The organism is Thioalkalivibrio sp. ARh3, from assembly GCF_000377265.1.
GTDB classification, from domain to species: Bacteria; Pseudomonadota; Gammaproteobacteria; order Ectothiorhodospirales; family Ectothiorhodospiraceae; genus Thioalkalivibrio; species Thioalkalivibrio thiocyanoxidans.
Genome location: NZ_KB897947.1, coordinates 656,718 through 675,909, shown reverse-complemented (window position 1 = coordinate 675,909; position 19,192 = coordinate 656,718). Strand labels below are relative to the sequence as shown.

Annotated in this window: 15 protein-coding genes; 7 read left to right on the top strand and 8 right to left on the bottom strand. The window is 67.8% G+C overall.

Annotated elements, in window-relative coordinates; translation table 11 throughout:
• Nucleotides 1-9: 9 nt before the first annotated feature.
• The 7 genes from C995_RS0103175 to C995_RS0103145 are packed head-to-tail and all read left to right on the top strand — an operon-like array spanning nt 10 to nt 7,784.
• The gene (locus tag C995_RS0103175) at nt 10-2,265 is read left to right on the top strand and encodes an LPS-assembly protein LptD (RefSeq protein WP_018863555.1); all 2,256 of its coding nucleotides are present in this window, start codon (nt 10-12) and stop codon (nt 2,263-2,265) included.
• A complete protein-coding gene (locus C995_RS0103170) occupies nt 2,249-3,676 on the top strand; it encodes a peptidylprolyl isomerase (RefSeq protein ID WP_018863554.1) in 1,428 nt (475 codons plus the stop codon). Before C995_RS0103175 ends, C995_RS0103170 begins: the two co-directional genes overlap by 17 nt.
• A complete protein-coding gene (pdxA, locus tag C995_RS0103165; protein ID WP_026278909.1) occupies nt 3,642-4,706 on the top strand; it encodes a 4-hydroxythreonine-4-phosphate dehydrogenase PdxA in 1,065 nt (354 codons plus the stop codon). The genes C995_RS0103170 and pdxA overlap by 35 nt, the downstream gene beginning before the upstream one ends.
• A gap of 8 nt (nt 4,707-4,714) precedes the next feature.
• A complete protein-coding gene (gene rsmA / locus C995_RS0103160; protein ID WP_026278908.1) occupies nt 4,715-5,506 on the top strand; it encodes a 16S rRNA (adenine(1518)-N(6)/adenine(1519)-N(6))-dimethyltransferase RsmA in 792 nt (263 codons plus the stop codon).
• Between the two features lie 40 nt (nt 5,507-5,546).
• Nucleotides 5,547-6,524, top strand: coding sequence for an ROK family protein (locus tag C995_RS0103155; protein WP_018863551.1), 978 nt, complete (start codon nt 5,547-5,549; stop codon nt 6,522-6,524).
• A 35-nt stretch (nt 6,525-6,559) separates the two neighbouring features.
• Nucleotides 6,560-6,952, top strand: coding sequence for a Co2+/Mg2+ efflux protein ApaG (apaG, locus tag C995_RS0103150; RefSeq protein WP_018863550.1), 393 nt, complete (start codon nt 6,560-6,562; stop codon nt 6,950-6,952).
• 4 nt (nt 6,953-6,956) lie between these two features.
• Nucleotides 6,957-7,784, top strand: coding sequence for a symmetrical bis(5'-nucleosyl)-tetraphosphatase (locus C995_RS0103145; protein ID WP_018863549.1), 828 nt, complete (start codon nt 6,957-6,959; stop codon nt 7,782-7,784).
• A gap of 4 nt (nt 7,785-7,788) precedes the next feature.
• Here C995_RS0103145 and pmbA read toward each other — a convergent pair whose 3' ends face one another.
• From pmbA to C995_RS0103105, 8 genes are all read right to left on the bottom strand, one after another.
• Nucleotides 7,789-9,162: a metalloprotease PmbA gene (gene pmbA, locus C995_RS0103140; protein ID WP_018863548.1), complete on the bottom strand. Its 1,374-nt coding sequence runs from the start codon at nt 9,160-9,162 to the stop codon at nt 7,789-7,791.
• An 86-nt stretch (nt 9,163-9,248) separates the two neighbouring features.
• The gene (locus C995_RS0103135; protein WP_018861981.1) at nt 9,249-9,512 is read right to left on the bottom strand and encodes a hypothetical protein; all 264 of its coding nucleotides are present in this window, start codon (nt 9,510-9,512) and stop codon (nt 9,249-9,251) included.
• A gap of 46 nt (nt 9,513-9,558) precedes the next feature.
• On the bottom strand, nt 9,559-11,001 hold the full coding sequence (tldD, locus tag C995_RS0103130; RefSeq protein WP_018863547.1) for a metalloprotease TldD: 1,443 nt from the start codon (nt 10,999-11,001) through the stop codon (nt 9,559-9,561).
• A gap of 108 nt (nt 11,002-11,109) precedes the next feature.
• A complete protein-coding gene (locus C995_RS0103125; protein WP_026278907.1) occupies nt 11,110-11,940 on the bottom strand; it encodes a carbon-nitrogen hydrolase family protein in 831 nt (276 codons plus the stop codon).
• Nucleotides 11,941-11,953: 13 nt separating this feature from the next.
• Entirely contained in the window at nt 11,954-15,856 is a 3,903-nt protein-coding gene (locus C995_RS0103120; protein ID WP_018863545.1) for a YhdP family protein, read from the bottom strand.
• A 137-nt stretch (nt 15,857-15,993) separates the two neighbouring features.
• Nucleotides 15,994-17,505 (bottom strand): ribonuclease G, encoded by a 1,512-nt coding sequence (gene rng / locus C995_RS0103115; protein WP_018863544.1) that lies wholly within the window; start codon nt 17,503-17,505, stop codon nt 15,994-15,996.
• Between the two features lie 81 nt (nt 17,506-17,586).
• Nucleotides 17,587-18,705 (bottom strand): AI-2E family transporter, encoded by a 1,119-nt coding sequence (locus tag C995_RS0103110; RefSeq protein WP_018863543.1) that lies wholly within the window; start codon nt 18,703-18,705, stop codon nt 17,587-17,589.
• Complete coding sequence (locus C995_RS0103105; protein WP_026278906.1) at nt 18,702-19,178, bottom strand: hypothetical protein; 477 nt, start codon at nt 19,176-19,178, stop codon at nt 18,702-18,704. Before C995_RS0103105 ends, C995_RS0103110 begins: the two co-directional genes overlap by 4 nt.
• Nucleotides 19,179-19,192 lie beyond the last annotated feature (14 nt).

Below are 19,192 nucleotides of genomic sequence, written 5' to 3'. Positions count from 1 at the left end.
AAATCCCGCATGACGCCTCCGCCTGCCGGCCACGCAAGCCCACTGAACCGCCGGGCCACGGCGTGGATCGCAATCGCCCTCGCGCTCGGCATTACCGCCACGACGGCGCAGGCCCAGCCCGAGCGGCTGGAGCGCCCGCCCGGCTGCGAGTTCGCCCCCGACATGGAGTGGCCGGAGCTGCGCGAACTCGCAGTCGAGATCACCGATATCGATGCCGACCATGTACGCCGCGAGGGCGAGCTCATCAGCGCCCGCGGCAATGTCCAGCTCTTCGAGCACGGTCGGCGCCTGGATACCGATTTCCTCGAATATGACCGCGCGACGGGCGTGGCCCGCACCGAGGGCGACACCCGGCTGTTCGACGGCGACCTGCTGCTGCATACCGACGGCGGCGAATACCGCCTGGACGAAGAAACCGGGGAGTTCCGGCGCATCGACTACCTGGTGCAATCCGTGCCGGCACGCGGCAGCGCCGGGGTGGGCATCCAGCTCGCGCCCCACCTGCACGAGTTCGAGGATGCCGAATACACCACCTGCCCGATCGACAACGACAGCTGGCGGCTGCGCACGCGCGACCTGGAACTGGACCGCGAACGCGGGATCGGCGTCGCCCGTCACGCCCGCGTCCATTTCAAGGGCGTACCCATCGCCTACACGCCGTACATCCACTTCCCGCTGGACGACCGCCGCCAGAGCGGCTTCCTGCTGCCCAGCGCCGGGGTCAGCTCACGCCACGGAGTCGATATCAGCACACCCTGGTACTGGAACATCGCGCCGAACTACGACGCGACTTTCACCCCGCGAGTCATGGCGGATCGTGGGGTGAAGCTCGGCACCGAGTTCCGCTACCTGCAACCCCGCCACGAGGGCGTGGCCGACATCCGCTACCTGCCGAGTGACAGCGAATTCGGCGACGACCGACACTACGTGCAGTGGTTTCACCAGAGCCGCCTGACCTCGGACCTGCGCTTTCGCCTGGACGCCGCCGACGCCTCCGACAGCGAGTATTTCCGCGACTTCGGTGGCGCCGACCGCTACTCCGGCAGCACGCCCTATCTGCGCCGCCGTGCGGACCTGACCTACAACCAGCCGGCCTACCGCCTGCGCACCCGGATCGAGGACTACCAGATCGTCGATCCCGAGCTGCGCGCCCAGCGCGAGCCCTACCAGCGCCTGCCGCAGATCACCCTGGAGGCGGGCGAGTATCTGGGGCGCGGGCTGGCCTGGGACCTGGACACCGAGCTGGTGCGCTTCGAGCGCAGCGAGGGCGACTCGCTGGAGCCCCTGGGCACGCGCTTCGACCTCAACCCCACGGCCTCCTGGCGCTTCGATACCGGCGGTTTCTTCTTCGAGCCCAGTGCCGGCGTGCGCTATACCCATTACGAACTGGACCGCCGGGGCGAACCGGGGCCCGAGTCGATCAGCCGCACCGTGCCGCGGGCATCGATCGACACCGGGCTGGTCTTCGAGCGCCCGATCCAGGACGGGCGTCGCCTGCAGACGCTGGAGCCGAGGATCTTCTACGGCTATGTCCCGTTCGTCGACCAGACCGATATCCCGGTCTTCGACACCGGCGAGGCGGACTTCAGCTTCGACAACCTGTTCAGCCTCGACCGCTTCGTCGGCGCCGACCGGGTCGGCGATACCCACCAGCTGACCACCGCGCTGACCACGCGGGTCTTCGACGAGCAGACCGGCCAGGAGCGGATGAGCCTGTCCGCCGGCCAGATCCGCTACTTCGAGGACCGCGAAGTCCGCCGCGACCCGGACGGCGATCCACTGACCGAATCCCGCTCCGATCTCGCCCTGGAGGGCCGCGTGCGCATTGGCGACGCCTGGAGCGGTCGCGGCTCCATCCTGTACAACCAGGACGAAGAGGAGACCACCCTCACAGCGCTGTCGGTCAGCTACAGCCCGGGCGCGCGTGCCCGCATCAATGTGGGATATCGTCAGCGCGAGGCCGGCGCCCGCTCCATCGACCAGACCGATGTCTCCGTGCTGTGGCCGGTGACCCCGCGCATCGATGCGATCGGGCGCTGGAATTACAGCCTGCAGGAGGAACGTGATCTCGAACTTCTGGCCGGCCTTCAGTATCGTAGTTGTTGCTATGGCATCCGAGTGGTCGCCCGCCGCGCCTACGACTTCGACGAGACCTACGACAACTCGATTTATTTCCAACTCACGCTGGACGGGCTCGGACGCTTCGACTCCGGCGTGGATTCGCTTTTGAGCGAGGGTATAGCCGGATATGACGCACTCCCCTGACCACCACCGCCGGGCCTTCTGGCTCCCGCTACTGGGCGCCGTGCTCATGAGCCTCGGCCTGTCCGCACAGGCGCAGGTCCCCGGCAGCGAACAACCCGAGGACGCCGTCGAGGCCCCGGTCACCCCGGGGGCCGCCTCCGAGGCCGGAGCCCCCGCCGCGCCGATTACACCACCGGAGGGGGATCAGTTCACCGATCGCATCCTCGCGGTCGTCGGTGACGACGTGGTAACCCAGCGCGAGCTGGTCGAGCGCATGAACCTGGTCGCCCAGCAGATGATGGAGCGCGGGACCCGCCCACCGGATCGTGACACCCTCGCGCGCCAGGTCATGGAGCGGCTGATCGTCGAGCGCGTTCAGCTGCAGGAGGCCGAGCGGGTCGGCATCAACATCGACGAGATGACCCTGAACCGCGCGATGGAGAACATCGCGCGCGAGAACCGCATGACCCTGCCGCAACTGCGCCAGGCCCTGCTGCAGGACGGTGTCGATTTCAACGCCTTCCGCGAACAGATCCGCAACGAACTGACCGTCAACCAGCTGCAGCGCCGCCAGGTCGACAACCAGATTCGCGTCAGCGACCAGGAGATCGCGGATCTGATCGCCTCCGAGAGCGGCGCCATCGACCGCGGCGTGCGCTATCGCATCGCGCACATCCAGGTCTCGCTGCCGCGCGGCGCGGACTCCGCCCAGATCGCCACTGCGCGCGAAAAGGCCCGCGAACTGCGCCAGCGGGTGCGCGAGGGTGAGGACTTCGCCAGTGTAGCCATCTCCGAATCCGATGCCCCGGATGCCCTGGAGGGCGGCGACCTCGGCTGGCGCACCGCCGGCGAGATCCCCTCCGTATTCGCCCGCGAGGCCGTACTGATGCGCACCGGCGAGATCAGCGACGTGCTGCGCTCGCCGAACGGCTTCCACATCATGAAGCTGGTCGACCGCGAAGGGGGCGACCAGACCCGCGTCCGGCAGACGCAGGTCCGCCACATCCTGATCAGCCCGGACCAGGTCCGCAGCGACGAAGAGGCCCGCCGCCAGGCCGAGTCCCTGTACAACCGTATCCGCGAGGGCAGCGACTTCGAGGCCCTGGCCCGCGCGAACTCGGACGATCCCGGGTCCGCAGCCCAGGGCGGCCAGCTCGGCTGGATCAGCCCCGGCGAGCTGGTGCCCGAGTTCGAGGAGGCGATGAACGCCCTGCAGCCGGGCGAGATCAGCGAGCCGGTGGAGAGCCAGTTTGGCTGGCACATCATCGAGGTCCTCGACCACCGCGAGGTCGACACCTCGCGCGAGCAGATCCGAGCCCGTGCCCGCGAGATCCTGCAAAACCGCAAGCGCGAGGAAGAGATCGAGCTGTGGATGCGGCGTCTGCGCGACGAGGCCTATGTCGAGTACCGCGTTGACGGCTTCGGCTCCTGACGCCCGGACGCCGGGTGCAATCCCGCGTCTGGCACTGACCGCTGGCGAGCCGGCCGGGATCGGGCCGGATCTGCTGATTGCCCTGGCCCACGAGCCTGGCGGTGGCGCCCAGCGCGTCGCCATCGGCGATCCGGATGTCCTCGAGCAACGGGCGCAGCAGCTGGGCCAGTCGATCCACCTGATTCCCTTCGACCCCGCACGACCGCGCACTGCTACACCGCGCGGGACCCTCGAGATCGTTGCGGCCCCGGCCGGGAGCCCCGTACAAACCGGCATCCTCGACCCCCGGCACGCCGGATGCGTGCTGGCAATGCTCGCCGCCGCCGCCGATGGCTGCCTCGATGGCACCTTCGATGCGATGGTCACCGGTCCGGTGCACAAGGGCGTGATCAACCGTGCCGGCATCCCCTTCAGTGGTCATACCGAGTGGCTGGCCGAACGCGCCGGCGCGCCCATGCCCGTGATGATGCTGGCCACCGAATCCCTGCGGGTCGCACTGGTGACTACGCACCTGTCCCTGCGCGACGTCCCCGACGCGATCACACCGGAGCGCATCGAGGCGGTCACCCAGGTACTCCACCACGACCTGGTCGAGGATTTCGGGATCGAGCAGCCGCGCATTGGCGTGTGCGGGCTGAACCCCCACGCCGGCGAAGACGGTGTGCTGGGTCGCGAGGAGATCGAGGTCATCACCCCGACGCTCGACCGTCTGCGGGCCGAAGGCCTGGACCTGCGCGGGCCACTGCCCGCCGACACCGCATTCACACCGCGCGCCCTTGCCGAGGTCGACGCGGTACTGGCGATGTATCACGACCAGGGGCTCCCGGTGTTGAAACATGCGGGATTCGGGCATGCGGTCAACGTGACCCTCGGGCTGCCCTTCGTGCGCACCTCGGTCGACCACGGCACGGCCCTCGACCTGGCCGGCAGTGGTCGCGCGGAGGTCGGCAGCTTCCTCGCGGCCGAGGGCCTGGCGCGGGAACTGGCCCGCCATCGCCTGCAGGCACAGGCCGCGAACGCCCATGGGTGACGCCGCATATGGGTAGCGCGTTGCCGCCGATCCGCAAGCGGTTCGGCCAGAACTTCCTGCATGATCAGGCCGTGCTCGCGCGCATCGTCGGCGCGATCGCCCCGCACCCCGACGACCCGGTGCTGGAGATCGGCCCTGGCCGAGGGGCCCTGACGGGCGCCCTGCTGGAACGCCTGAATCGTCTGGTCGCAGTGGAGATCGACCGTGACCTGGCGGCCGGCCTGCGTGCCGCCTTTGCCCCGGAACGCCTGGAGCTCCATGTGGGCGACGCCCTGGATCTGGACCTGGCAAGCCTCGGCCCGCCACCGGAGGGTGGCTGGCGGGTCGTGGGCAACCTGCCCTACAACATCTCGACCCCCCTGCTGTTCCACCTGCTCGATCAGATGGAGGCCATCCGCGACATGCATTTCCTCCTGCAGCGCGAGGTGGTCGAGCGCATGACCGCCGTCCCCGGCAGCAAGACCTATGGCCGGCTGACGGTCATGCTCGCGGCGCGCGCCCGGGCCCAGTCGCTGTTCGGGGTCCCCCCCGGTGCCTTCCACCCGCCGCCCAAGGTCCACTCGGCGGTCGTGCGCATCACACCACTGGAGGCGCCGCTGGTGGACAGCGCACTGTATCCGGCGTTCGCAAAGGTCGTGAACCAGGCCTTCTCCAACCGCCGCAAGACGCTGCGACGGGGGCTGTCCGGACTGGTGGATGCCTCCCGGATCGAGGCCGCCGACCTGGACCCGGGCGCCCGCCCGGAGACCGTGGACGTCCACGGCTTCGCGGCGCTGGCGCGACTGGCCGCCGCGCACTGACCCATCACGCCAGCGGGCAGCGATCCGCTATCATCGCCCTATGGACTTCATCGTGGCCGACATCGGAGGTACCCGCACCCGGGTCGCACGTGCCCGCCACAGCGGCGCACACTGGTCGCTGCACGACATCCACCGCTACCCCAGCCGCGACTTTCCGGACCTGGGCCACATCCTCGAGGCCTGGCGCACCGAGGTCGATCCAGCCGAGCCGCTGGCGGCCGCCGGTCTGGCCCTGGCCGGCCCCGTGCAAGGCGGCCGGGCCCGCGCGACCAACCTCGACTGGCCCGAACTGGACGCGCGCGCACTCGAACAGACCCTGGGCATCCCGGTCGCACTGATCAACGATTTCGCCGCTGTCGGCGCCTGCCTGGATGCCCTTGAACCCGGGGACCGGATCACCCTGCAGAACGCGGCAGCCGATGCAGACGGCCTGCGCCTGGTGGTCGGGGCCGGAACAGGTCTCGGGACCTGCCTGGTCGGCCCGCCCCACCAGCCCGCCATCCATCCCGGCGAAGGGGGCCACGCACGCTTTTCCCCCGCCGACGCGGACGAGGCGGCACTCGCGGCGTTTGTCAGCGCCGAGGAAGGGCTTTGCACCCGCGAGCACCTGCTTAGCGGTCGCGGCATTGCGCGCATCGCACGCTTTGAACTGGCACGCCGGGACGATGCCACGCTGGCGCGGGCCCTGACGGCTGCCGACCCGGCCGCCGCGGTCAGTGACCTGGCCGATGGTGGCCACGCGGCGGCCCTCGCGGTCGTCCAGCGTTTCGTGAGGATCTATGCAGGACAACTGGCCGACATGGCCCTGACCGCCCTGCCCAGCGGCGGGCTGTATCTGGCCGGCGGGATCGCCCCGCGCTGGGCCGATTACTTCCAGGAGGCAACGTTTCTGCAGGCCCTGCATAATCGCCCACCGATGACCCACTTGCTTGAGCGTCTGCCTGTGTCCCTTATCATGCACCCTGAACCCGGCCTGCTGGGCGCTGCCGTCAGCGCCTGGCGGCAGGGGAACCACTGACCAGCAGTGTTTCCCCCAAAAGGAGCCGTAAACAAATGAATTCGCCCCAAGCAACCGAAGAACATGCGATCGAGATCGAGGTCGCCACGGCCTACGTCGAGGAACAGTCGGAGCCCGATGACGACCGCTATGTGTTCGCCTACCACATCACGATCCGCAACTCCGGCGCGCTGACCGTGCAGCTGCTGAACCGTCACTGGATCATCCGCGACGGCCGCGACCAGACGCAGGAGGTACGTGGCGAGGGTGTGGTGGGGGAACAGCCACGCATCGAGCCCGGCGACAGCTTCGAATACACCAGCGGCACGGTGATCGAGACACCGGTCGGCACCATGGAGGGCAGCTACGGCATGCAGGACGAACGCGGCAACACCTTCGAGGCGCCGATCCCGCCCTTCACCCTCTCCGTACCCCGCACGCTTCACTAGGGGCATGGCCCTTTACGCCGTTGGCGATCTCCAGGGCTGCCTGGACCCGCTGGAACGCCTGCTGGAGCAGGTTCGCTTTGACCCCGCCACGGATCACCTGTGGCTGGTGGGCGACCTGGTCAATCGGGGACCGGACTCGCTTGGCTGCCTGCGCCGCGTCCGCACCCTGGGCGATGCCGCAACCGCCGTGCTGGGCAATCACGACCTGCACCTGCTCGCCGCCGCCGAGGGCGTGCGCAACCCCGGAAACAAGGACACCCTGCGCCCCGTACTCGACGCCCCGGACGCCGCCGAACTGCTGGAGTGGCTGGCACAGCGCCCCCTGCTGCACACGGATTCCGACGCTGGCTGGACCCTGGTGCATGCCGGCATCCCGCCCGACTGGGGTCTCGAAACCGCGCAGGCCGAGGCCCGACGGGTGGAGGCCGAACTGCGCGATCCCGCGCGACGCCATGCCCTGTTCGAGGTGATGTACGGCGACGAACCCGCCCACTGGGACCCGGATCTGACCGGGTATGACCGCCTGCGCTACACGATCAACGCCTTCACCCGCATGCGCTACCTGCTACCCGATGGCGGACTGGAATTCTCAGGCAATGGCCCACCGGAAGACGCCCCGACCACGCTGACACCGTGGTTTGCCTGGCCGGGCCGCTTGAGCGAAGGCTTTCCCCTGGTGTTCGGTCACTGGGCCGCGCTCGGCCATCGCCGAGGAGCCAACTGGCTGTCACTGGACAGCGGCTGCGTCTGGGGCAGGGCAATGACCCTCGCACGCCTCGACGAGACCCGCGACCCCGGCCAAGTCCCTACCTGGCAGGCGGCTTGCAGTTAGGGAGTCAGTCGCCGGCGACGGTCATCGATTCGACCAGGATCGAGCCGGTGTGGATGTTGCCCCGGCGGTCGACGTCGGTCCCCACCGCGACGATGCGCTGGTAGATGTCCTTCAGGTTGCCGGCGATGGTGATCTCTTCCACTGGGTACTGGATCTCGCCATTCTCCACCCAGAAGCCGGCGGCCCCGCGCGAGTAGTCGCCGGTTACCGTGTTTACGCCCTGGCCGATCAGTTCGGTCACCAGAAAGCCCGTGCCCATCTCGGCCAGCAGGGCGGCAAAGTCCCGCTCGCCCGGTTTGACGGTCACGTTGCGCGCCCCACCCGCGTTGCCGGTGCTCTCCAGCCCCAGGCGGCGGGCGGCGTAGCTGTCCAGGGTGTAGCTCTGCAGTACGCCATCGGCCACCAGGGGACGGTTGCGCGTGCGCACGCCCTCGCCGTCGAACGGGGCGCTGCCGAGCGCGCGCGGGGTCAGCGGGCGTTCCTCGATCTGCATCCAGTCGGGGAATACGGGCTCCCCGACCGCATTCAGCAGGAACGAGCTGTGGCGGTACTGTGCGGGACCGGAGATCGCACGGGTAAAACTGCCGATCAGCGTGCGCGCCATCTCCGGGGCAAACAGCACCGGGCAGCTGCGCGTGGACAGCTTGCGCCCGCCCAGGCGCCGCACGGTGCGCTCGGCGGCCATGCGCCCGATGGCCTCGCAGGCATCGAGATCCGCCGCGTGGCGGGCCACGGAGTAGGCGTAGTCGCGCTGCATGCCGGCGTCGTCGCGCGCCACCAGGGCGCAGGACATCGCGTGCCGCGTACTGCGATACCCGCCCATGAAGCCCTGGGAGTCGCCGAGAAAGGCAATCGCCCGGCGTGTGTTGACGCTCGCACCTTCGGAGTTCTCGATCCGTGAATCGGCGGCAAAGCCCGCGGCCTCGATCGCACGCGCAAGTTCGGTCGCCTGCTCGGCATCGCAGTCCCAGGGGTGGTCGAGGTCCAGGTCATCCCAATCCCCGGCCTTGAGCGCGGGATCGGGCATCCCGGCATGGGGGTCCGGCTCGGTGTAGCGCGCAATGCGGCAGGCCGCCTCGACCGTATCCAGCAGGGCCTGCTCGCTGAAATCGGTCGTCGAGGCGGCCCCCTTCGACTGGCCGAAATAGGCAATCAACGACAGGCTCTGGTCGCGTTCGTACTCCAGCGTCTCGATCTCGCCCTTGCGCACAGAGAGCTCCAGCCCGACGCTGTGGCTGACCACCGCCTGCGCATCCGAAGCCCCCTGCGCGCGGGCCGCGTCCAGCGTGCGCTGGACGCGGCCCTGCAGGGACTCGGCGGAATGGGACAGGGCCTGGATCTCGAGATCCGGTGCCATGCGTTCGGGGGATGTGCTCATACGGACGTCCGTTGGTATTCAGATAAACGTGGACGGCGGGCCGAGGTCATCCCCGGCCCACCGCGGTGGTTAAGGCCCGCAGGGCTTCAGGAGGGGCGGCCCGTGTGCTTGTGCACCGCGCCGACGTTGCCCCAGCGTTCCAGGTCTTCGACATGCACGCCGACCCAGTAGAGCTTGCCGACGCTGTCACGGGTCCAGCCGCCGACCAGTTCCTGGCCCGCACCCAGCTCGACGTGATCGGCGAAGTGCTCGGCCCGTTCGCGGTCGCGGAAGACATGCCACTGTACGATCTTGTCGTGGCCATGCCCCTCCGGCAGGGAATGTTCCTGATCCAGAAAATCCAGCTTCATCTAAGCCTCCTTGTCGCTGCTCGCTCGCGGGCACTCCGGGCCGGCGTCAGGCCGCCTGGGTGCCCCCCACGGTCATGCCGTCGATACGCAGGGTGGGCTGCCCCACTCCCACCGGCACGCCTTGTCCTTCCTTGCCACAGGTCCCCACACCGGGGTCCAGGCGCATGTCGTTGCCCACCATCGAGACGCGGGTCAGAACGTCCGGGCCGTTGCCGATCAGGGTCGCACCCTTGACCGGGTAGGTCACCTTGCCCTTCTCGACGCGATAGGCCTCCGAGGCGGAGAAGACAAACTTGCCGGAGGTGATATCCACCTGCCCGCCGCCGAAGTTGACCGCATACAGACCGTCCTCCACCGAGGCGAGGATCTCCTCCGGGTCGGCCTCGCCGCCCAGCATGTAGGTATTGGTCATGCGCGGCATCGGCAGGTGGGCGTAGGACTCGCGCCGGCCGTTGCCGGTCGACTGGACACCCGTCAACCGGGCGTTCATCTCGTCCTGCATGTAGCCACGCAGGATGCCGTCCTCGATCAGCACGGTCTGCTGCGTCGCGGTGCCCTCGTCGTCCACGTTCAGCGACCCGCGACGCCCTTCCAGGGTGCCGTCGTCGACGATGGTGATGCCCTTTGCGGCCACCCGCTCGCCGATACGTCCGGAGAAGGCCGAGGTCCCCTTGCGGTTGAAATCGCCCTCCAGGCCGTGGCCAATCGCCTCGTGCAGCAGCACACCGGGCCAGCCGGGACCCAGCACGACCTTCATCGTGCCGGCCGGCGCGTCGCGCGCCTCCAGGTTCACCAGGGCCTGGCGCACTGCCTCGCGGGCATAGCCGGCCGCGCGGTCGTTCTCGAGGAAATAGCGGTAACCGAAGCGGCCGCCGCCCCCGGAGGTACCGGACTCGCGACGATCGCCCTGCTGGGCGATCACCTGAACACTCAGGCGGACCAGCGGGCGCACATCGGTGGTCAGCTCACCACGGGCATTCAGCACCAGGACCACCTCGTGCACCCCGGACAGGGAACACATCACCTGGGTCACACGCGGATCGGCGGCGCGCGCCGCGGCGTCCACTTCCTTGAGCAGATCGATCTTGGACTGCTCGTCCAGCGAGTCCATCGGGTTCTCCGGGGCGTACAGCGCCGGACGCGAGGGCGCGCGGCTCGCCACCGCGATCCGCGCGCTCTGGCCCGCATCGGCGATGCTGCGCGCGGTCCGTGCCGCATCCAGCAGTGCCGGCATCGCGATGTCGTCGGAGTAGGCAAAGCCGGTCTGCTCGCCGCGCACCACGCGGATGCCCACGCCGCGCTCGATATTGAAGCTGGCCGACTTGACGATGCCATCCTCCAGCGACCAGCCCTCCTGGCAGGCAAACTGGAAGTAGCAGTCACCCCCGTCCACGCCGCGGCCGAAGGTCGTGCCGAGCAGGGTGGTCAGCTCGTGGTCACCGAGACCAGCCGGGTCGAGCAGGGTTTGTTGGGCAAGACGGTCGATCATGGAATCCTCGTGGTTCGGAAAGGCGTGGTATCCAGTATGGCGTTTGGGGCCCGTACCGGGCTTTCAAGCCCGCGCGCCGCGCGGTTATGCCTGACGCGGACGTTCGGATCAGACCGTCCCCGGGCAGGCCAGACGTCGATGTTCGATGGTCGGGAACACCATGCGGATGCGTTCGACCTGGGCATGATCGAGGTCCGCCAGCAGCACACCCGGGTTGCGCTGCAGCTGATCCACCACCCGACCCCAGGGGTCCACCAGGGCACTGTGTCCATAGGTCTCGCGCCCGTTCACGTGAAATCCACCCTGGGCCGCCGAGAGCATGTAGTACTGGTTCTCGATCGCGCGTGCGCGCAGCAGCACATCCCAGTGGGCCTGGCCGGTCTGCGCGGTAAACGCCGCTGGCAGCGCGACCCAGTCGGCCCCCTGATCGAGCAGGGCCCGAAACAGCTCCGGGAAGCGCAGGTCATAGCAGATCGCGAGTCCCATGCGCCCGACCGGGGTATCGACGACGACCACCTGCTCGCCCCGCTCGAACACCTTCGACTCGGTATAGGCCTCGCTGCTGTCCGGCAGATGCACATCGAACAGGTGGATCTTGTCGTAGCGCGCCACCTGCTGGCCCTGGTCATCGAACACCAGACAGGCGGAACGCACGCGCTCCCCGTCTCCGGTCTGCAGGGGCACAGTGCCACCGACAATCCACAGCCCCAGGCGACGTGCCTGCTCGGCGAGAAAGGCCTGCAGGGGTCCTGCCCCGTCGGCGACCTCGGCGATGCCCAGGATGTCCATCTCCTGCATCCCCATGAACGCGAAGTTCTCCGGCAGCACCGCCAGGCGGGCCCCCTTGTCCGCGGCCTCCTGAAGCAGGCGCTTCGCCTCCAGCAGGTTCGCCTGGGGTTGAGGCCCGGAGGCCATCTGTATTGCCGCTACCTGAGTCATCAAATGCATCCGTCTAGTCGTCGTTGTCGTCAGCAGGCTGCACCAGAGTCCGTACTTCCGGTTCGTCCCACGGACCGGTGACCCGGTACTCTACACGCGCGGCCTCTTCGATTTGATCTCCGATGCCCAGCACACGTTCCGCAAACAGCACCACCACCCCGGTCACAGGCCCGCCCACCAGGGCCCCGACGATCGGCAATGCCGCGCGGAGGCTCGGCACCACCACGATGTGGTGGTCATAGTCCCGCGCGATCAAACCGGTACGACCACTCAGGCGTACTCGCGCGGACGGCCCTCGCATTTCCAGATCGGGGACGTGCAGATTGCCATCCTGCAGCGTCGCCGTCGCCTGCAGATGGTCAAAGGACAGTCCTTCCTCGAACACGTCGCGGAAATCAAGCCGCAGACGCCGGGGCAGCACATCCAGACTCACCAACCCGAGCAGGCGACCCGCCCCCGGCTCGACATCCGCCAGGCGACCATCTTCCAGGTCCAGCTCAAGCGTACCGTGCAGCAATGCCAGACGCGGTGCATAAAGCGGGCCCGGCCAGGAAATCTCCATGCGCCCCTCGCCCGCAGCCCCCAGCAGGGCGCGCGAAAGGCGGATCGACTCCAGGGCCCCGCCCCAGTCGTCGCCCGACAGGTGAAGATCCAGACGCGTATCAGGACGCCCGTCGGCGAGGACATGCCAATGGCCATCGGCTCCCAACTGCAGATCGCCGTCCGGCCCGCGCGCCCGCAGACTGTCCACACGCAACCCCTGATCTACCGGCTCGAGTATTAGATTCACGTCGGCCAGACGGTACTCGCCGACCTGCAGCCGGTCGACGTTCAGGTCCAGTCCCGGCCATCCCCGCGGGTCGTCCAGGCCGCCTTCATCGACGGCGCGTATGGCGGTATCCGTATCGGGCTCACCGTCAATGTCCACGTCTTCCAGCACCAGGTGGCGCAGACGGGCCTCCCAGCGATCACGCCCATCGGCCGCCGCACGCCATGTGGCACTACCCGCCAGCCAGGGTGACTGGGCCTCCAGGTCCCAGCCATCCTCGCGACGCTGTCCCTGCAGACGCGTACCCGGGATCTCCAGCTCGCCCCAGCGGATCCAGTCATGCACATCCAGCTCGAACCGCTGCAGACTCAGCCCGCCGTTGCCATCCGCGGCTTCCACATCGCCCAGGTCCACATCTCGCGCCCAGGGCGCCTCGGCCAGGGCCTCCAGCCAGGGCTGGACCTCCAGCTCCGGCAAACGTGCCCGCACTGACAGACCCTCGCTGGGGAGCGGCAGCAGCGTTGCGGCCGGGGTGCCAAGCTCCAAGGCCATGGCCTGGACCTCCATCCCCGTGGCGGCGGCCCGCGGCTCCACCCCGCGGGCCGCCGGATCGTCCGGTGCCTCGGTCGGGCTCAGGCGCAGATGGGCCCGCAGGGTCTCGCCCAGCTGCACATGCCCGATCCCCGCCCCGCTGTGACCGAACGGGAGACTGACCTCCAACGGCCGCGCCTCCTCGGGGCCCTTGCCAATCGGGCTGGGCCAGTCGATCCCGACCCCGACGAGGTCCGAGCTCAAATCGAGGCGAACACCATCGACTGCATCCCCCAATCGCAGGGTTGCATCCCAGGTCGCGTGTCCGTCCAGGTAGGGCTGCAGGGTGGGCACCTCCTCCAGCCAGGGCTCCAGCGGCTGCGGACCATAGGCCCGGATCGTGGCCTCTTCACCATTCAACGGCCAGTCGACGTCAAGGTTGATCCACTCGCCATGGACCCGCGCCTGCACATCGTCGGCCCATACACGGTCGTGGGTATCAAAATGCACGGCCCCCTCAACCGACTCGAAACCGGTGGGCCAGCCCGCGACCTCGGCCCGGTTGTGCAGCAGATCCAGGCGCCCCTGAACACGCACATCCTGCAAACGATCCTCGGCCAGCGGAAGGGTGATCCCCAGGGCGAGTCGTGTTGCACCCTCGATGCTTGCCGCATCGCGAAAATCCGCGGCCTCCTCGAGCAGTCCCGCCTGCCGCAGGAACAGCAACAAGTCCTGAGCGGTGCCATCGGCCGTCCCTTCGATCCCCAGGACCGGGTCCCCCATCATGTCGTCGATCCATACCTCGGTCCCGTGAACGGCCGTATCAAGGATGCGCCCGGACACATCGGTCGCGCGAAAGCTCGCGTTATGAAAGAACAGACGTCCCCGCAACTCCTCGGCCACGGGCCAGCCGGGCTCATACTCGAGTCGGCCTCCCTCGATATCTGCCCAGAGATCGAACACCCCCTCCTGATCCGCGAACGGGAAATCACGACCACGGCCGCGATAGACCATGCCGCCGCCACTGGAAACCCCGGTCTGGATGCTCTCGGCCAGCCACTGATAGGTATTCGCCGGCAGCAGGTGAACCGGCAGGTATCGCTGGGTGTAATCGCCGTCGGCGCGCAGAATGTCCAGCGCCAGATCGACGCGCGGACCCGATTCGTGGCCGTCGAACAACAGCCGCATTCGGCCCCGCGCCGCTGCGTGCTCGTTCGCCACATCGAGTCCTTCTCCGGCAATGTGCCAATCACCGGACTCAGTGCGCTCCGCGCGCAGCCTGCCCTTCGCCGTCTCGATCCACAGGGGATCATCGAAGAGCGTGGGCATTTCGAAGCGGACATTGCGGCTGTCGAGATCGAGCTCCATACCCCCTTCGCGCCAGGAGAATTCGCCATCGACCCCCTGCACACCGGGCCCGTGATCGCCCGCATGCCATTGCAGATCACGCAGATCCGCATGGCCATCGACCGGCTCCAGACGCTCCCCATCGTGACGCGCGCGAATCCATGCATCGCCGAGGCGACCCCGCGGACGTACCTCCCGCAAATGATCGGACAGCTCGGGCGCACGCTGTTCCACCAGAAACAGCAAGGGTGCATACGGCTCTACTTCCAGGTCCCTGGCCGCAAGTTCCAGCTCCTCGACGACCAGGGCCTCGGGCTCGCCGCCCAGGGTGTAGCGCAACCGCAGATCGCCGGAGCCCGGGCGCGTAGCCGTCCAGTTCGATTCGTGGGCACCGTCGCGGATTCGCCAGTCGAAGCGATGGCCAAAGGCCCCGCCGGGCTGGTCCCCGGCCCCGTCCAGCCGGGTGTCATGCTCGCCCCGCAGTGCCACCACACTGCCATCCTCGAGTTCGCCCCACAGCCGCAGGGAGCTGGTGCCGGGCGGAGGCTCCCAGCCCAGCCGCACCAGCCAGGGAGACCACGCCACCAGTGCCACTGGCTCGGTATCGAGAAAGAAGCGGGCGTCGCGCATGGTCGCATCCGGCACCTCCACCCCGAGGATGAAGTCCCCGTCGGCCGCCCCCGCCATGGCTCCCTCCAGAAACAGTCGAAGCCGACTCTGGGCGTCCGACCGCACGGCCAGACGCCGCACATCCAGCGTCGACTCGAGGCCCGCCCCGCGGTCCTCCCAGGTGACGCTTACGTCGCTGGCCTCGAGATCCGGCCAGCGTTCCGCCGGGATCTCCAGCAAGGCACCATCCCCCAGCCCCACCTCGTAGCCGTGGACATGAATCGCGCCATCGGCCTCGCGGACCACGTGAATGTCGGCCCCGGCCACTTCGACCTGCATCGACGGATAGCGGCTGCGGAGTGTAGCGCCGGCACTTAATGACAGGCGCAGGCGTTCGAGGTGTAGCGGCTCGTCGCCGGACAGGTCGACACTCACCCCCCGGGCGACCAGCGCCGGCGACCAGCCGGACCAGCCCAGCTCGATCTCCTCCGTCTGTATCGGGTAGCCCAGCTGCTCGGTTGCCGTGGTCTCCACCCAGTCACCCAGCCCGGCCCAGTGGGCCACCGTGAGGCGCAGGGCCAGCAGGGTGAGCGCGGCCAGCGCGATGAGCAGGAGGAGGACACCGGCCGCAAGACGGACGGAGTGTGACAGGACTCTCATTTCGCCCCCGAACGGCCGCAAGACGGCCGGCCCGGTGTGCCGGGACCCCTGCAATGACTGGGTCCGCGCATCGCTGTCACGCCGTTCGTATCCTCCTCCGCTCCTGGATGGACAATCCTCTCCCCGCGCTTCCCTGACTAGACGAACACCACGTCGAACTGCTCCTGGCTGTACAGCGTCTCAACCTGAAATCGAATCGGGATGCCGACGAAGCTCTGCAGCTCCGCCAGGCTGGCCGATTCCTCGTCGAGCAGCAGATCAATCACGTTCTGCGAGGCGAGCACGCGCAGTTCGCGCGCGTCGTACTGACGTACCTCGCGCAGGATCTCGCGAAACAGCTCGTAGCAGACGGTCTCGGCCGACTTCAGATAGCCACGCCCCGCACAGGTTGGACACGGCTCGCAGAGCTGGTGTTCCAGGCTCTCGCGCGTGCGCTTGCGCGTCATCTCCACCAGCCCCAGCGGCGAGACATCGCAGATCTGTGTCTTCACGTGGTCGCGCTCGAGCGCCTTCTCCAGCGCACGGATCACCTGGCGCTTGTGCTCGTCGTCCTGCATGTCGATGAAATCGATGATGATGATCCCGCCGAGATTGCGCAGGCGCAGCTGGCGCCCGATCGCCTGGGCCGCCTCGAGGTTGGTCTTGAAGATCGTCTCCTCCAGCTTGCGATGCCCGACGAAGCCGCCGGTGTTGATATCCACCGTGGTCATCGCCTCGGTCTGATCGAAGATCAGATATCCACCGGACTTCAGCTCCACCTTGCGCTCCAGCGCCCGCTGGATCTCCTCCTCGACGTTGAACAGATCGAAGATCGGGCGCTCCCCGGGGTAGTGCTCGATCCGGCCGACCAGTTCCGGCAGGTACTGTGCGACGAACTCGCACACCTTCTGGTAGGTCTCGCGCGAATCGATACGGATGCGCTCGATCTCCACCCCGACCATGTCGCGCAGGATGCGCAGCACCAGCGGCAGGTCGGCATAGACCTCCTCTCCGGGGCCGGCCTCGGAGGCGGCGATCTGGATGCTGTCCCAGACCTTTTTCAGGAAGGCGGTGTCATTCTCCAGCGCCTCGTCGTCCACCAGTTCCGCCGCGGTGCGCACGATGAAGCCGTGCTGCGGGGCAATCTCGGTACGCAGCGCCTCCACCTTCTCGCGCAGGCGACTGCGTGACCCCTCGTCCTCGATGCGGGTGGAAACACCGACATTGGTCTGGTTCGGCATCAGCACCAGGTGGCGCGACGGCACGGTGATGTAGGTCGTCAGCCGGGCGCCCTTGGTGCCCAGCGGGTCCTTGATCACCTGCACCAGCACATCCTGGCCCTCGCGAAGCAGCTCGCGGATGGTCTCGGCGCGACCGGAACCATTTCCGCCACCATTGCCATTGCCCGCGCCATTGGCGCCGTTGAGTTCCTCGCGCTCCAGCGGGGCCACGTCCGATGCGTGCAGAAAGGCCGTGCGCTCCAGACCAATGTCCACGAAAGCGGCATCCATGCCCGGCAGCACGCGCACGACACGGCCCTTGTAGATATTGCCGACGATCCCGCGCCGGCGGGTTCGCTCCAGATGCAGTTCGGTCAGAACGCCATTCTCGACCAGGGCCACGCGGCTTTCCTGGGGGGTCACGTTCATCAGGATTTCGGTACCGGTCATGCTGGGTTTTTCTTCTTGTTGTTGTGAATGTACGGTCCGCGCCGGCCTCCCGCGCGGACACGGAACGCCGGCCCGGCGGGGCTACTTGGGTGCGGCTTCGGCGGGCTCGGCCGCCGCGGACGGTGGCTCGGTCTCGCCCCTTGCCTCGAGCTGGTCGGTACGCGGCCAGGACTTGATCACCGCGTGCACCAGGGTCGCCAGCGGGATCGCGAAGAACACGCCCCAAAGCCCCCAGATGCCACCGAATACGAACACCGCCGCGATGATCGCGACCGGGTGCAGATTGACCACCTCGGAGAACAGCAGCGGCACGAGTACATTGCCGTCCAGGAACTGGATGACCCCGTAGGCGATCAGCACCCAGGCGAATTCGGAGCTCAGCCCGAACTGGAAATAGGCCACGGCCGCCACCGGGATCGTCACAACGGCCGCCCCGATATACGGGATGATCACCGAGATGCCGACCATGAACGACAGCAGCACGGCGTATTCCAGCCCGAACCAGTTGAATGTCAGGAAGCTGACCGCCCAGACAATCAGGATCTCGATGAACTTGCCACGCACATAGCTGGCGATCTTCACGTTGACCTCGCGCCACACCTGGCTGGCCAGGTGCGAATCGCGCGGCATGAAGCTGCGTACCCAGTCGAGGATCAAGTCGCGATCCTTCAACATGAAGAACACCATCAGCGGCACCACGATCAGGTAGATCACGACATCCACCAGGTGGCGGGCACCAGCCAGCGAGAAGGAAACCACCCGCTGCCCCAGCATGGTGGCCTCGGCCTGGATGGCCCCCATCAGATCGCGCACCTGCTCGTCGGTGATCAGTTGCGGATAGCGCTCGGGCAGCTGCAGGAGCAGGGCCTGCCCCTCGCGGATCATGCCCGGCAGTTCGCGCACCAGCTGCGTCACCTGGGCCGACATCAGCGGCACGACACTGAACAACGCGGCCACGGTCAGCGCCAGGAAGACGAGCAGCACGATCGTGACCGCCAGCAGGCGTGGAACATGCAGGCGTATCAGCTTCTGGACCGCCCCCTCCAGCAGATAGGCAATAATCAGTGAAGCCAGAAGCGGGGCGAGAATGCGCCCGGCGAAGACAATGATCAGGAACCCCGCCAGCAGCAGGAAGGCCAGGATCACTACCTGGGGATCAGTGAAATGCCGTCGGTACCACTCGCGCAGGACGTCGATCATCGCGACTCGTCCCCGTCCGGCGCGTCACCCTTCGTCCGGGTGTCCGCGTCCTGACGCGTCGGGTCCTCGGCCACCACCTTTTCGTAGTGGGACCGGAACACGACCTCCAGCTCGTCGATCACCTCCACCGCCGAACGCCCCTGCATCACGTGCTGGGCCATCAGGGCCGAGGTCTCGTTGAGAAGCTTGGAGCGGTCCAGCATGTGGTAGGTCGCCGACAGGCGCCGCATGGCCTTGACCACCGACTCCTGCTCCGGGCGCGGGATCGGCTCCGGCTCGGGCACGGGTTCCGGCGCCGGGGCCGGCGATTCCTGTTCGAGGAAGCGCGCGAACTTCAGCAGGCTGGCCTGATCCTCGGGCGACAGACGCGCCGCGATCTCGGCCAGCTCGCGCGCCGGGTCGTCCTTTTTCTTCTTGCCACGGGCCAGGGCGGAGGCGACATCGCCCCCGCCCAGCCCGCCGGGACTGCCCATCGGCGGAAGCATCG